The sequence below is a fragment of the Kitasatospora dryopteridis genome, assembly GCF_050749075.1.
Taxonomy (GTDB): domain Bacteria; phylum Actinomycetota; class Actinomycetes; order Streptomycetales; family Streptomycetaceae; genus Kitasatospora.
Genome location: NZ_CP192749.1, coordinates 4530057 through 4544388, shown reverse-complemented (window position 1 = coordinate 4544388; position 14332 = coordinate 4530057). Strand labels below are relative to the sequence as shown.

Genomic DNA, 14332 nt, shown 5'->3' with positions numbered 1-14332 from the left:
CCGCCTCCCGTACGGCCGTGCTCCCCGCCGGACAGTACCAACCGGGGGCTCCTGGGGTGGTGTTACCCGGCGGCGGGCACGGACTCCAGGAGGCTCACCGCCACGTCGGGGGCGAAGCCGCTGTCGTGCGCCACCCGGCGGGCGAACTCGGCGATCCCGGCGAGCTGGCGGTCGCCGAGCGAGTAGTCCAGGGCCTCGGTGAAGTAGCGCTCCAGCAGCGGGGCGTCGAAGGACTCCCAGCGGGCGGCCTGCTCGGCGACCTTGGCGGCCTCGGTGAGCGAGAGGTCGCGGGACTCCAGGAACGCGCGGTGCACGGCGGCGACGGTGCCGGGCTGCTGCTCGGCGTAGGAGCGGCGGGCGGCCCAGACGGCGAAGACGAAGGGCAGGCCCGTCCACTCCTTCCACATCGCGCCGAGGTCGTGGACGGCGAGGCCCTGGAGGGGGGCCTGCTCCAGGGAGGCGCGCAGGGCGGGGTCGCCGATCAGCACGGCGGCGTCGGCGCGGGCCAGCATGGCGTCCAGGTCGGGCGCGCAGGAGAAGTACTCGGGCCGCACCCCCTCGCGCTCCTCCAGCAGCAGCCGGGCGAGCCGGACGGAGGTGCGGCTGGTGGAGCCGAGGGCGACCGGGCGGCCGTCCAGGTCGGCGAGCGGCACCTTGCTGACGATCACACAGGACATCACCGGGCCGTCGCTGCCGACGGCGATGTCGGGGAGGACGACGAGCCCGTCGGCGTGCCGGAGGTACTCGACGCAGGTGATCGGGCCGATGTCGAGGCGGCCGCCGACGAGGTGGTCGCTGAGCTTCTCGGGGGTGTCCCGGGTGAGGTCGAGGTCGAGGAGGCTGCCGGTCCGTGCGAGGCCCCAGTAGAGGGGCAAACAGTTGAGGAACTGAATATGTCCGACCCGGGGCCTTACCGCCACGGAGCTGCTCTCATCCCGACCGGTCACCGCGTGCTCCCTCTGATGTTCGTACTCTCCCCGCAGCGTATGCCTGCCGTCTTCAGGTCCTGACACCAGGCGGGCGACACACCGGCGCGCCTTTCGGTCACCCCTGGTCGGGGCCGCGCCCGCGTGCTAACGTCTCTTCCAGTTGCAGTTTGATTCCCCTTGCAGTACTTGAAGCCTGCGGAGCATGTAACCGCGGGCTTTTCGTAGTTTTTCAGCAGTTTCAGCGCAATTGAGCATTGATTGAGCACTGTGCGAAAAACTCCGGAGCTTTCCGGAGGCAGGGCGATCAGCGCAGCGGACCGGAGGTCACACGGTGTGGCCTCCAATACGTCCCTCGCAAGGAGAACGGCATGGCTCAGGGAACCGTCAAGTGGTTCAACGCTGAGAAGGGCTTCGGCTTCATCGCCCAGGAGGGCGGCGGCCCCGACGTCTTCGTCCACTACTCCGCCATCAACTCGAGCGGCTTCCGCTCGCTGGAGGAGAACCAGGCGGTCACCTTCGACGTCACCCAGGGCCCGAAGGGCCCGCAGGCGGAGAACGTCACCGCTGTCTGACGATCCTCTGATGATGATCTGATCGCTCAGGACCTCCGGGTCCGCCGGCGGCCACCGGCCGCCTCACGAGCACGAAGAGCAGTACCAAGGGGGCCCGCCACGGCTGTGGTGGGCCCCCTGCCTCTTTCCGCCGCGATTCCCGCGCGCCCCTCGCCGGCTCCGCACGCCCCTGCCCGCCTCCGCGCACCCGCCCCGGCATGATCGACGGTATGCCCCGCCCGTCCAGGCTCCGCACCGCAGCCCGCCGCGCCGACCGGGCCCTGCACCGGATCGGCATCGACGGCTACATCCTGCTGCTGCTCGCCACCGTCGGCCTGGCCACCGTGCTGCCCGCCCGCGGGCACTCCGCCGACGCGGTCGCCGACGCCGTACGGGTCGCCGTCGGCCTGCTCTTCTTCCTCTACGGCGCCCGGCTCTCCCCGCAGGAGGCGCTGGCCGGCGCCCGGAACCGGCGGCTGCACCTGCTGATCCTGGGGTGCACCTTCGTCCTCTTCCCGCTGCTCGGCGAGGCCGCCCGGCTGCTGCCCGAGCAGGTGCTGCCCGCCCGGCTGTACATCGGTGTGCTCTTCCTCACCCTGCTGCCGTCCACCGTGCAGTCCTCGATCGCCTTCACCTCGATGGCGGGCGGCAACGTCGCCGCGGCGGTCTGCGCCGCCACCTTCTCCAGCCTGGCCGGCATCGTGCTGACCCCGCTGCTCGCGGCCTGGCTGCTGCCCGGCGGGTCCGGAGTGACGGTCGACGCGGGCCAGGTGGCGGACATCGTCCTGCAGCTGCTGGTGCCCTTCCTGCTCGGCCAGCTGCTGCACCGGTGGATCGGCCCCTGGCTCGGCCGGCACCGCGCGGTCACGCTGGCCGTGGACCGCGGATCGATCCTGCTGATCGTCTACGCGGCGTTCGGCGCAGGGGTCCGCGACGGGATCTGGCACCGGGTGACCGCCGGTCAGCTGCTGTGGCTGGCCGCACTGTGCCTCGTCCTGCTCGGCGTGGTGCTGGCGGTCAGCGGCGCGGCCGCACGGCGCCTCGGCCTCGACCGGGCGGACCGGATCACCGCCCGGTTCTGCGGATCGAAGAAGTCGCTGGCCAACGGGCTGCCGCTGGCGACCGTCCTCTTCCCGCCGGCAGCGGTGGGCATCGCCGTCCTGCCGCTGATGATCTTCCACCAGCTCCAGCTGATGGTGTGTACGGTGCTCGCCCAGCGCTGGGGCCGCCGCACCGCGGACGCATCACGGGGGAACGCCCCGTCGGAGGAGTGACGTACGCTCGTCGGCGGACGGCCTTCGCTCGATCGGGTGATCCTCAGGACGCGGGGCGGGCACGTTGTCGATTCGTGACCGGACGATTCGCACCCGAGGCGAAACTGCCGGGCCCTCCCGCGCGTCTAACGGGGGGAATACGGCGAAGGGGTATGGCAGTGAAGCGGGCGGCAGGCAGGGTTGTGGCGGCTGCGGTGCTCGGTGGCGCGCTGGTGCTGACCACCGCGTGCAGCAGCAGCGGGGGCGGGAGCTCGTCGACGGGCTCCGGCAAGCAGGAGGAGCAGAAGAAGTCCCAGGCGGTCGTAAGCATCGAACCCGCCAACGGCGCCACCAAGGTGAAGCCGTCCGGTGCGCTGAAGGTCGCGGTGGCCAACGGCAAGCTCACCGCGGTCAAGGTGACCGGCAAGGACGGCAAGGAGGTGCCCGGCACCCTCACCGCCGACGGCCTCGGCTGGACGCCCTCGCAGAACCTCGCGGTCTCCACCGAGTACAAGGTCAGCGCCCAGGCCGCCGACGCCTCCGGCGTGGCGACCACCGCGGAGAGCACCTTCACCACCCTGACGCCCACCAAGGGCGCGAGCCCGTACGACAACATCGCCGACGGGCAGACCTACGGCGTCGGCATGATCGTCTCGCTGAGCTTCAAGAAGGCGGTCGAGAACAAGGCCGCCGTCGAGAAGGCCGTCACCTTCGAGACCTCCGACGGCACCGTGCTCAAGCCGCACTGGTTCGGCAGCAACCGGGTCGACTTCCGTCCCGAGCAGTTCTGGAAGCCGCAGACCAAGGTCACCGTGCACTACAAGCTGAAGAGCGTCGAGGTGGCCAAGGACGTCTACGGCGAGGTCGACAGCGACCAGACCTTCACCATCGGACGCTCCCGGGTCAGCGTCGCGGACGCCGCCAGCCACCAGATGGTGGTCAAGGAGGACGGCAAGCCCGACGCCACCATCCCGATCAGCGCCGGCGCCACCTCGCCCGCCTCGCAGAACACCTTCAACGGCACCATGGTGGTCATGGCGAAGGAGGGGACGACCGTCATGGACTCCTCCACCGTGGTCAACCACGAGGGCCCGGCCTACAAGGTCGAGATGCCGCACGCCCTGCGCCTCACCCCGACCGGCACCTACGTGCACGGCAAGTACGCCCCGGGCGTCTTCGGCCGCACCAACACCAGCCACGGCTGCATCGGTCTGGAGGACACCTCCGGCAAGGACGGTTCGGACGGCTCGTCGGCCGGCCGCTTCTACGCGGCCGCCATCGTCGGCGACCCGGTCACCGTGCAGAACTCGGTCGGCCAGCAGGTCCGCCCGGACAACGGCATGAGCGGCTGGAACATCTCCTGGGACAAGTGGTGACGCACTGACGAACGCGCCGTCGGGGCGCCCGTCCGGAGGGGGGATCCGGACGGGCGCCCCGACGGCTTTTCAGCAACGGCGCTTTTCAGCAACGGCGCCCGGGTGCCGTCACCAGGCGGACGGCGCCGGCGGGGCCACCACCGGCGGGCGGTCGTCGCAGGTGATGGTGTTGGGCAGCTCCCACGGGGCCAGCCAGGCGCCGGTGGTGCCGCCGCCGTCGTTGCCGCCGAGGTCGGTGAGCGAGAACTCCGAGCCGGCCGGCGTGAAGTGGAAGGTGCCGCAGTTGTTGACGCCGACCGCGCCGACGTTGCGGGCGTCCACGTTCTCGAAGTCGGCCGAGCCGGCCGCGCGGGCGCTGAACACCGAGGTGCCGGTGCCGTCGACCCTGATGTCCTTGAAGTGCAGGCCGGTCACCTCGTACAGGTCCTTCACCGGCCAGTCGGCCACCACCATCGCCGCGTTGTAGGTGTTGTCGAGGAAGTCGTCCCCGGTCACCCGGATGTCCGCGGCGATGTCCTTCTCCAGCGCGAAGAACCAGATGGCGCCGAGGCCGATGTTCCAGTTCAGCTCGTAGGTGCCGGAGCGCACCGTGGTGTTGTCGGTGATCCACAGGTGCCCGGCGAGCGGCTCGGCGCCGAAGCGGGAGCCGACGTGGATCGCGCTGCCCTCCCGGACGGGGTCGGCGATCAGGTTGCCGGAGACGGTGTTGTCGCTGCCGCCGTAGATCGCGATGCCGTTGGCCAGCACCGGCGACTGCACGGTGTTGTGGTCGAAGGTGTTGCGGGCGTCCGCGGTCCTCTCCGACCACATGGCGAGGCCGTCGTCGCCGGTGTTGCGGACCAGGTTGTGCGAGACCACCGAGTCGGTGACGCCGGTGTGGAAGTTCAGGCCGTCGGCGATCTGATCGGTGATCACGTTGCGGGTGACCCTGAGGTTCTTCATCGGGCCGTCGAACCAGAGGCCCACCTTGGTGTGGTGGATGTACAGGCCCTCGATCGTGGAGTCGCTCATCGCGCCGCCGACGCCGTTCACCTGGTCGGTGTCGATCCGCTCGCGGACGTCGCCCTCGATCGCGAAGCCGGACAGGTGGACGTTGCGGCTGCCGCCCGCGGCGGCGTCCTTGCCGTAGAAGCCCACGCCGGTGTGCACCGAGCCTCCCGGCGCCGGGGTGGCGAGGTCGACCTGGTGGCCCCTGACGATCGTGTACCAGCTGCCGGCGCCCTCGATCGTCACGTCGTCGACCACGATGTGGCGGTTCACCTGGAAGGTGCCCGGCGGGAGGTGGACCGGCAGGTGGACACGGCGGGCGAAGGCGATCGCCCGGTCGATCGCGTCCGCGGAGTCGCGGCGGCCGGTCGGGTCGGCGCCGAAGGCGAGCACGTTCACGGCGGCGGGGTTCACGTGCGGGGCGGCCACGAGCTGCGAGTCGAGCAGGTCGATCACCGTCCACGCGGCCCTGCTGCCCGCCGGGACGGTCAGCCGGACGGTGTCGCCCGCCTTGTAGGTGCGGCCGAGCAGCAGGCGCTGCTCGTCGTAGAAGTGCGTGGGCCGGAACGGCTTGGAGATCTCCGGGGCGGGGGTGGTGACGGCCGGCACGCAGGAGCACTCGGTGATCCACCAGTCGGGGTGGAGCAGCCCGGCCTTCGGGTCGTTGCTGAACGGGTACTGGTTGTACAGCCAGGAGTACTGCGAGGTCAGCGTCATGGTGCTGCGGTTGCGGCCGTTCACCGTGACGTCCAGCGGCGCGGTGATGCCGCCGCCGTCGGGCGCGTCCGGGATGCTGTAGCGCACGGTGATCGCATTGGCCGCGGCGGGCAGCGTGAACTCCACGTACTGGCCGGGCACCAGCTTCACCGCGGAGCGGCCGGACGCCTCCGAGGGCAGGGTGTACGCGGTGCGGTCCGGGCCGATCACCGTGCCGGTGCTCCGGGCGTTCTCCGCCTCCTGCTCGGCCGTGCCGAGGTCGGCGCCGCGGCCCGCGACGAGGGACGGCGCGAGGCCGGCCCGCGTCACCACCGCCGCCGCGCCGCCGGCCCTGCCGTCGTCGGCGGCGGCCGGGCCCGCGTAGCCGACGGTGGCCGCGGTCACCGCCGCAAGCACCGCCGCCGCCCGTCGCGGCGGCGTGCCGACCCGGCGCGCTGCGGCTCCTGTGATGCTCCGTGACATCGCTTGCTCGATTCTCTCGGGGAGGTGGCACCAGGTGGCTCGCCGCGGAGCGTAGGGCCCGTGCATCTCACCCCACAAGAGTTGTGCAAGATATTTTCGCTGTTCTGTTGATTTGATGCAGTGATGGTCATCCATTCTTGCAGTCATCAGATGCGCCAGGGCCCCTCCCCAGGGTCGGGGAGGGGCCCTGGTCGAACGGGACGTCAGGCCGCAGCGGCCTCGGGGGCCGAGGCCTGCGCGGGCACCGGAGCGGTGGCGGGCTCGGCGAGCAGATCACCCGTCGGCCGGTTGTACGCGACCAGGTCGAGCGTCTTCTCCCGCGCCGAGACCAGGACCGGCACGACCGCCTGTCCCGCCACATTGGTGGCGGTGCGGATCATGTCCAGGATCGGGTCGATCGCGAGCAGCAGGCCGACGCCCTCCAGCGGGAGGCCGACGGTGGACAGGGTGAGCGTCAGCATGACGATCGCACCGGTGAGGCCGGCGGTGGCGGCCGAGCCGATCACCGAGACGAAGGCGATCAGCAGGTAGTCGCCGATGCCGAGGTGGATGCCGTACACCTGGGCGACGAAGATCGCGGCCAGCGAGGGGTAGATCGCGGCGCAGCCGTCCATCTTCGTCGTCGCCCCGAACGGAACGGCGAAAGACGCATACTCACCGGGCACGCCGAGGCGCTCGGTGACGCGGCGGGTGACCGGCAGGGTGCCGACGGAGGAGCGGGAGACGAAGGCCAGCTGGATGGCGGGCCAGGCGCCGCGGAAGAAGTGCAGCGGGTTGAGGCCGGCGGCGAAGCGCAGCAGCAGCGGGTACACGCCGAACAGGACGATCGCGCAGCCGATGTAGACGTCGGCGGTCAGGGTGGCGAAGGGGGTGAGCAGGTCCCAGCCGTACTTGGCGACGGACTTGCCGATCAGGCCGAGGGTGCCGAGCGGGGCCAGCCTGATGACCCACCAGAGGGCGGTCTGGGTGAGGTCGAGGACGGACTCGCTGAGCCGGCGGACGGGTTCGGCCTTCTCGCCGATCTTCAGCACGGCGGCGCCGGTGACGACGCCGAGGAAGACGATCTGCAGGACGTTGACCTCGACGAAGGCCGTCGCGATGTTGGTCGGGACGATGCCGGTCAGGAAGTCGACCCAGCTGCCGGCCTCCTCGGGCGCCTTGAGGCCCTCGGTGGAGAGGCCGGCGCCGCGGCCGGGGTCGGTGAGCAGGCCGAGCCCGAGGCCGACGGCCACCGCGATCAGCGAGGTGGCGAGGAACCAGAGCAGGGTGCGGACGGCCAGCCGGGCGGCGTTGGCGACGTTCCGCAGATTGGCGACGCTGACGACGATGGCGGTGAAGACCAGCGGCGGCACGGCCAGCTTGAGCAGCTGGACGAAGGTCTTGCCGACGGTGTCGAGGGTGGTGGTGAGCCAGGCGACGTCGCCGGCGCGGGCGATCCAGCCGAGCAGCAGGCCGAGCACGAGGCCGGCGGCGATCTGGGCCCAGAAGGGGACGCGGCGGATTCTGGTCAGGAGACCGGGCATGGGGATGCGACTCCGGGTCGGGTGGCAGACGGGGGAGGTCGGACACGGCGGCACGCGCGGGGCCCTTCCGGGCGGGGGCCGCGGAGGGACCGTCAGGAGAGGCGTGCCGCCCCGGTACAGCCGCAGGCGCGGCAGGCGCGGGGGCCGGCCACGGCTCGGGGCATGCAGGCGCGGCGGGGGGCGAGCGGGGTGCTCGTCCCGGCCTGGAGCGCGGCGCCTGCGATGGTCATGGCCGGAACGTTAGCAGTAAACATTTGAGATGTTCAAAGTATTGGTTTGAGCTATGGCCACGAACCAGCCAGTGGCCGCAGCGGCCGCAGCCGGTGCAGATTGACCGGCCGGGCTGGTTATACGTATAACTTCAGGCATGGGCTATCTCGCGCTGCTCCGCGCCCCGCACGTCACCAGGCTCCTCCTCGGCACCCTGCTCGGCCGGCTCCCGGCCGGCATGACCGGCCTGGTGATCGCCCTCGCCCTGCGCGAGGCCGGTGCGCCCTACAGCCGGATCGGCCTCGCCACCGCCGCCTACGCCGTCGCCGCCGCGGTCGGCGGCCCGGTGCTCGGACGGATCGTCGACCGCACCGGCCAGCCCCGCGTCCTGCTCACCACCGCCCTGGTCGCCGGCCTCGGCTACGCCCTGCTCGCGCTCGCCCCCGGCTCCGCGGTCGCCGCACCGGCCGGCGCGGCCCTCGCCGGCCTCGCCATGCCACCGCTCGAACCCTGCCTGCGCGCCCTGTGGCCCTCCGTCGTCGAGGAGGAGCAGCTCGACACCGCCTACGCCTTCGACTCCGCCTCGCAGCAGATCCTCTACGTCGCCGGCCCGCTCGCCGTCGCCGGGATCGCCGCCGGCTTCGGCCCGTCCACAGCCCTGTGGACGGCCGCCGCACTCGGCCTGCTCGGCTCCCTCGTCGTCGCCACCGCCGCACCCGCCCGGGCCTGGCGCGCACCCGCCCGCGAGGCGTCCGCCGGGCTCCTCGGTCCGCTGCGCTCCCCCGGCCTGGTCCTGCTGCTCGTCGGCCTGGCCGGCGCCGGCTGGACGGTCGGTGCCCAGAGCGTGCTGTTCATCGCGTACGCGGAGCAGCACCCCGGCGCACTGCCCGGCGGGGCCGGGCTGATGCTGGCGCTCGCGGCGCTCGGCGGGCTGCTCGGCGCCCTCGGCTACGGTGCGGTCCGCTGGCGCAGCACCACCGCGACCCGCACCTGGGTGATCGCCCTGCTGATGGCCGCCTCCTACCTGCCGCTGCTGGCGCTCCCGGGCCCGTACGCCATGGCGGGGCTGTCCCTGCTGTCGGGGATCGGGCTGGCCCCGCTGCTCGCGGCCGCCTTCGTCCTGATCGCCGAGCTGGCGCCGACCGGCACGGTGACCGAGGCCTTCGCCTGGCTGATCACGCTGTTCGCGACGGGCAATGCGGCGGGGTACGCGGTGTCCGGGGCCCTGGTGGAGGGGTCGCTGTTCCGGGTGGCGGTGTGTGCGGCGGCCGGCATCGGGGTGGGCGGGCTGCTGCTGTTCGGCTGCCGCCGCTGGTTCCGCCCCGCCACCCCGGCCGACGCCCCGGCCCGAACGGTCCTGGCGGCCTGAACCCGGGCACTCGTGCAGGTCGCCCAGGGATGCACCGGCAGGGCACCCCGGCTTTCGGTCAGGCCGGGCGGGTCGATGAGCGGACGACCAGGGTGGTGGGGAGGGCGGGGACGGGGGTGACCGGGTCTCCGTCGAGGAGGGCGGCGAGGGCCCGGACTCCGGTGCGGCCGAGTTCCTCGCCGGGGAGGTCGACGGTGGTGAGCGGCGGGGCGAGCAGGCCGGCCACCGGGATGTTGTCGATGCCGATCACGGAGACGTCGTCGGGGATGCGCAGGCCGAGTTCGGCCGCGGCCTGGTAGAGGCCGGAGGCGACCACGTCGTCGTCGCAGATCACGGCGGCGGGCCGGTCGGGCCGGCCGAGCAGGGTGCGGGCGGCCTCGCGGGCGGCCTCGGCGCCCTCGTTGAGGCTGACGCCGACCTCGATCACCTCCAGCGCGGCGGTGGCGGCCTCGAAGCCGGCCTGCCGGGTGCGGAAGGTGTGGGCGGAGAGGGTGGACCGCAGGTGGCCGATCCTGCGGTGGCCGGCCGAGGCCAGGTGCTCGACGGCGGCGCGCATGCCGTCGGCGACGTCGAGTTCGACGGTGGGGCGGCCGGGGTTGCGGGCCGGGTCGGCGTCCAGGAAGACCGCCGGGGTGTCGGCGGGGAGGTCGCCGAGCTGGCTGTCGTCCGGGGAGCAGATCAGCAGGCCGTCGAAGCGGCCGGCGGTGGCGGCCTCGGCCAGGGTGGCGCCGTCCCAGCCGGAGGAGACCACGACGGCGAGGCCGCGCCGGTGCGCCTCCTCGTGCACGCCGGAGAGCACCCGGCCGAAGAACGGGCCGAGCAGGTTGGGGACGGCGAGCATCACCGTGCCGCTGCGGCCGAGCCGAAGCTGCCGGCCGGCGGCCTGCGGCTGGTAGCCGAGGGTTCGGGCGGCCTCGCGGACGCGCTCGCGGGTGGCTTCCGAGACGCGGTGGCCGCGGGCGCCGGAGAAGACCAGCGAGACGGTGGCCTGCGAGACGCCGGCCAGCCGGGCCACGTCGCGCCCGGTGGGGCGGCGCGGCGGCGCGGGGTCGGCCAAGGTCAGTCCTGGCGGGCGGCGGAGCGGGCGGCGTCGACGGCCGCGTCCTCCTCGGCGTTCTGCTCGGCGATCCGCCGGGCGGTGCGCTCGCGCAGGCCGCCGACCTTGCCGGCGATCTGCTCGGACATCGCGTCGCGCTGCTTGCTGAGCACCACGTAGCTGATCGGGGCGGAGACCAGCATGGCGATCAGGACGAGGAAGACGACGCCGCTGCCGCCGGCGACCGGGATGACGCCGAAGTGCCCGAGCATCAGCGAGAGCAGCAGGCAGCCGAGGAAGATACTCGCCCGCAGGGAGGTGTAGCGGAGCGTGGCGTGCGACTTGCGGCTGCTCACGGGTGGCGTCCTTCTCGGCCGGGGGTACGACGGGCGGCGCGGGGGCGGGGCCGCCGCGGGGCGGCCGTCTCCTGGTGCCGGTCTCCCAGTGAAGCATGCCGGACGGCCGCGCCCGCACGGGGCCGGGGCGTGCCTGCCGGTCGGGTCGGCGGGGCGCCCCGGTGGGCGGGGGTGCGCCTACCGGAGGTCGAGCCACATGACGACGTCGTCGCGGTCGTCGCCGGGGCCGACGCGGATCGCGCCGGGCACCCGGCCGACCTCGTTCCAGCCGGAGCGGCCGTAGAACTTCTCCAGCCCGAGGCCGCCGCGGAGGGTGAGCTTGAGGCCGGCCAGGTCCCAGCCGCGGGCGATGCGCTCGGCCTCGGCGAGCAGTTCCGCGCCGTGGCCGCGGCCCTGCAGGCCGGGGTCGACCATGACCCGCTGGAGCAGCCGCCAGTGCTCCATGAGCTCGAAGCGCTGCGAGACGAAGACGAGGAGGGCGGCCAGCCGGCCGGTGTCCGGGTCGCGGCCGATCAGCAGGCGGTCCGGGCCGCCGGGGCCGAGGCCGGCGAACTGCTTCTCGGCGGTGGGCCGGACCTGCTCCGCGGTGACCGGGGGGACGAAGCCGACCGCGCCGCCCGCATTGCTGACGTCCGTCCAGAGCCCGACGATCTCGGCGCGCAGTTCCGGGGTGAGTTCGGGGTCCAGCGTGAAGGACAGTGTCATAGCCGATGAGGCTATCCGGTCCTTACGGCAGCTGCCCGTTCCGTGTCACGGACCGGACACCGGCGGCTCCGGCGGCCTCCCGTCGCCGCCGGACCGGCCCGCCCCGGTGTTCAGGCGGCCGCCGGCACGGCCGCGCGCTTCGGCGCGCCGCCGCGCAGGGCGAGGCAGAGGAGAACGGCGATCGCGCAGAGCCCGCCGGCGGCGTACCAGGCGAGGTCGTAGTCGCCGAAGCGGTCGCGGACGAGGCCGGCCAGGCCGGCCACCACGGCGGCGCCGATCTGGTGCGCGGCGAGCACCCAGCCGAAGACGATCGGGGCGTCCTCGCCGAAGTGGCGGCGGCAGAGGGCGACGGTGGGCGGGACGGTGGCGACCCAGTCCAGGCCGTAGAAGATCACGAAGGCGAGGATCGGCGGCTGCAGCGAGTGGCCGAACAGCTGCGGCAGGAAGAGCAGCGACAGCCCGCGCAGGCCGTAGTAGACGACCAGCAGGCGGCGGGAGTCGAAGCGGTCGGTGAACCAGCCGCTGGCGATGGTGCCCGCGACGTCGAACACGCCGACCAGGGCGAGCAGGCTCGCGCCGGTGGTGACCGGCATCCCGTGGTCGTGCGCGGCCGGGATGAAGTGGGTGCCCACCAGGCCGGCGGTGGTGGCGCCGCAGATCGCGAAGGAGCCGGCCAGCAGCCAGAACGCGCGGCTCCGGGCGGCGTCCCGCAGCACCCGCAGCGAGCGGGCGAGCGCGCTGCCGTCGGTGACCGGGGCGGGCGGCGCCTCGGTGGCGCCGTACGGGAGGAGGCCCAGGTCGGCGGGGCGCTCGCGCATCAGCAGCAGGACGGGGACGGCGACCGCGGTGGACGACAGCGAGACCACGACGACCGCGGTCCGCCAGCCGTGGTTCTCGACCAGGGCGGCGAGCAGCGGCATGAAGACCAGGTTGCCGGCCGCGCCCGCGGCGGTGAGGACGCCGGTGACCAGGCCCTGCCTGGCCTGGAACCAGCGGCCGGTGACGGTGGTGGCGAAGGCGCCGGCCATGGAGCCGCTGCCGAGGCCGGCCAGGACGCCCCAGCAGAGGATGAGCTGCCAGCTCTCGGTCATCAGGACGGTGAGCCCGGCGCCGGTGGAGATGGCGAGCAGGGCGCCGACCACGACGAGGCGGATGCCGAAGCGGTCCATCAGCGCGGCGGCGAACGGCGCGGTGAGCCCGTAGAGGGTGAGGTTGACCGAGACGGCGCTGCCGATGGTGGCGTGCGACCAGCCGAACTCGCCGTTCAGGGCGTCCATCATCAGGCCGGGGGTGGAGCGGAACCCGGCGGAGCCGAGCAGGACGAGCAGGGAGACACCGGCCACCACCCAGGCGTAGTGCAGGCGGGGGGTGCGGTTGTCCGTCGGGGGTGCGGGTCTGCGGGTGGTCAGTTCGGTCACCGGACGAGTGTCCCGGGCGGGGCGGCCGCGAACGAGTGGCCTGACTGCCAGCTTTCGTCAGGATCGGGCCAAACGGTCCGGCCGCCCGGCCCGCGGTCAGCGGCCGGCCACCTGCCGCAGGTCGCGGATCGGGCGGACGAGCAGGAGCGTGGCCACCACCAGCACCGCGACCGCGGCTCCGGCGAGGAGCACCGCCCTCGGGCCGAAGGCCTCGGAGGCCGGCCCGGCCAGGGCGGAGCCGACCGGCGCCATGCAGACCGATCCGGCCACCTCGTAGGCGTGGATCCGGTTGAGCACCTCGGCCGGCACCTGGGTCTGCACGTTGGTGGCCCACATGACGCCCCAGAAGGTGACGCCGACACCGGTGACGAGGAAGCAGGCGGCGAGCACCGGGAGGGGCAGGCCGAGGGCGATGCCGAGCGGGGTGAGCGGGAAGGCCAGCATGGCCAGCGCCCCGCCGCGCAGCGGGTGCCGGGGCCTGATCCGGATGCCGAGCAGTCCGCCGAGCACGGTGCCGGCCCCGAAGACGGCGTTGAGCACGCCGTACGCGGTGGAGCCGTGCTCGGGGACGAGCAGGCCGGCGGCGACCGGCAGCAGCGGGCCGAAGCTGAGGGCGCTGTAGAAGAACCAGATCACGATGACGCCCCACATCCAGGTGCGGGAGCGGAACTCGTGCCAGCCCTCGACCAGGTTGCGCCAGAGGCTGTTGCCGGGCGGCGGCGCGGGGGCCGGGCCGAGCCGCAGGGCGAGCAGGCAGCAGGCGCTCAGTGCGTACGCGCAGGCGGCGAGCACCATGACCCAGCCGGTGGCGGCCGCGCCCGCCAGCAGTCCGGCGACGGCCGGGCCGAGCAGGGCGGTGAGCGCCTCGGAGGTGCGCAGGACGCCGTTGGCGCCGTGCACGTCGCGGGCGGTGAGCGGCACGGTGGAGGCGGCGCCGGGCTGGAACATGGCGGCGGCCGTGCCGGCCAGGGCGAGCAGTGCGTACAGCTGCCAGAGCCGGTCGACGCCGGTGAAGAACAGCCAGGCCATCAGCACCCGGGTGGCCAGGTTCACCAGGTCCGCGGTGATCATCAGCCGGCGGGCGGTGAAGCGGTCCGCGAGGACGCCGCCGACCAGCACCAGGCCGGCGAAGGGGGCCATCAGGAAGGCCATGGCGTAGCCGACGCTGCCGAGCGGGTGACCGGCGCCGATCAGGCCGGCTGCGACGGCGACCGGGAGCATGGCGTCGCTGAGCAGGCCGGAGCTGCGGGCGGTGAAGTAGAGCCGGAAGTTGCGGGTCCAGATGGCCGGGCCGGCGGTCGGCGGGGCGGGTGCGGCGCAGGGGGCGGCCGGGGCGCCGGCGGGCGCGGGCGGGGGTGTCGGTTCGGGCACAGCAGCAGTTTTGGTCCAGACCACTTCCGCAGGCCAGGGGTTTACGGGTCACAATGTGGCACCGCCCCG

Annotated in this window: 13 protein-coding genes; 4 read left to right on the top strand and 9 right to left on the bottom strand. The window is 73.2% G+C overall.

Annotation, left to right across the window (positions count from 1 at the left end):
- Nucleotides 1–62: 62 nt before the first annotated feature.
- Entirely contained in the window at nt 63–947 is an 885-nt protein-coding gene (locus ACQ614_RS20735) for a menaquinone biosynthetic enzyme MqnA/MqnD family protein (RefSeq protein WP_431679997.1), read from the bottom strand.
- 350 nt (nt 948–1297) lie between these two features.
- On the opposite strand from ACQ614_RS20735, the gene ACQ614_RS20730 reads away from it, so the two are divergent.
- The 3 genes from ACQ614_RS20730 to ACQ614_RS20720 all read left to right on the top strand — a co-directional run bounded on the left by ACQ614_RS20730 (nt 1298) and on the right by ACQ614_RS20720 (nt 4109).
- Nucleotides 1298–1501 (top strand): cold-shock protein, encoded by a 204-nt coding sequence (locus ACQ614_RS20730; RefSeq protein WP_095873528.1) that lies wholly within the window; start codon nt 1298–1300, stop codon nt 1499–1501.
- Nucleotides 1502–1710: 209 nt separating this feature from the next.
- Nucleotides 1711–2754: a bile acid:sodium symporter family protein gene (locus ACQ614_RS20725; RefSeq protein ID WP_431679996.1), complete on the top strand. Its 1044-nt coding sequence runs from the start codon at nt 1711–1713 to the stop codon at nt 2752–2754.
- 152 nt (nt 2755–2906) lie between these two features.
- Nucleotides 2907–4109, top strand: a complete 1203-nt coding sequence (locus tag ACQ614_RS20720) for a L,D-transpeptidase (RefSeq protein ID WP_431679995.1) — start codon at nt 2907–2909, stop codon at nt 4107–4109.
- Nucleotides 4110–4217: 108 nt separating this feature from the next.
- Here ACQ614_RS20720 and ACQ614_RS20715 read toward each other — a convergent pair whose 3' ends face one another.
- From ACQ614_RS20715 to ACQ614_RS20705, 3 genes are all read right to left on the bottom strand, one after another.
- The gene (locus tag ACQ614_RS20715; RefSeq protein WP_431679994.1) at nt 4218–6275 is read right to left on the bottom strand and encodes a glycosyl hydrolase family 28-related protein; all 2058 of its coding nucleotides are present in this window, start codon (nt 6273–6275) and stop codon (nt 4218–4220) included.
- Between the two features lie 203 nt (nt 6276–6478).
- A complete protein-coding gene (locus ACQ614_RS20710) occupies nt 6479–7798 on the bottom strand; it encodes a dicarboxylate/amino acid:cation symporter (RefSeq protein ID WP_431679993.1) in 1320 nt (439 codons plus the stop codon).
- Nucleotides 7799–7890: 92 nt separating this feature from the next.
- On the bottom strand, nt 7891–8028 hold the full coding sequence (locus ACQ614_RS20705) for a hypothetical protein (RefSeq protein WP_431679992.1): 138 nt from the start codon (nt 8026–8028) through the stop codon (nt 7891–7893).
- 137 nt (nt 8029–8165) lie between these two features.
- On the opposite strand from ACQ614_RS20705, the gene ACQ614_RS20700 reads away from it, so the two are divergent.
- Nucleotides 8166–9377, top strand: a complete 1212-nt coding sequence (locus ACQ614_RS20700; protein WP_431679991.1) for an MFS transporter — start codon at nt 8166–8168, stop codon at nt 9375–9377.
- A 58-nt stretch (nt 9378–9435) separates the two neighbouring features.
- On the opposite strand, the gene ACQ614_RS20695 is transcribed toward ACQ614_RS20700, so the two are convergent.
- The 5 genes from ACQ614_RS20695 to ACQ614_RS20675 form a co-directional block, all read right to left on the bottom strand.
- Nucleotides 9436–10434: a LacI family DNA-binding transcriptional regulator gene (locus ACQ614_RS20695; RefSeq protein WP_431679990.1), complete on the bottom strand. Its 999-nt coding sequence runs from the start codon at nt 10432–10434 to the stop codon at nt 9436–9438.
- A 2-nt stretch (nt 10435–10436) separates the two neighbouring features.
- Complete coding sequence (locus tag ACQ614_RS20690; protein WP_431679989.1) at nt 10437–10769, bottom strand: DUF4229 domain-containing protein; 333 nt, start codon at nt 10767–10769, stop codon at nt 10437–10439.
- A 177-nt stretch (nt 10770–10946) separates the two neighbouring features.
- Nucleotides 10947–11474, bottom strand: coding sequence for an N-acetyltransferase family protein (locus tag ACQ614_RS20685; RefSeq protein ID WP_431679988.1), 528 nt, complete (start codon nt 11472–11474; stop codon nt 10947–10949).
- Nucleotides 11475–11584: 110 nt separating this feature from the next.
- Nucleotides 11585–12892, bottom strand: a complete 1308-nt coding sequence (locus ACQ614_RS20680; RefSeq protein WP_431679987.1) for an MFS transporter — start codon at nt 12890–12892, stop codon at nt 11585–11587.
- Between the two features lie 96 nt (nt 12893–12988).
- Complete coding sequence (locus tag ACQ614_RS20675; RefSeq protein ID WP_431679986.1) at nt 12989–14263, bottom strand: MFS transporter; 1275 nt, start codon at nt 14261–14263, stop codon at nt 12989–12991.
- Nucleotides 14264–14332 lie beyond the last annotated feature (69 nt).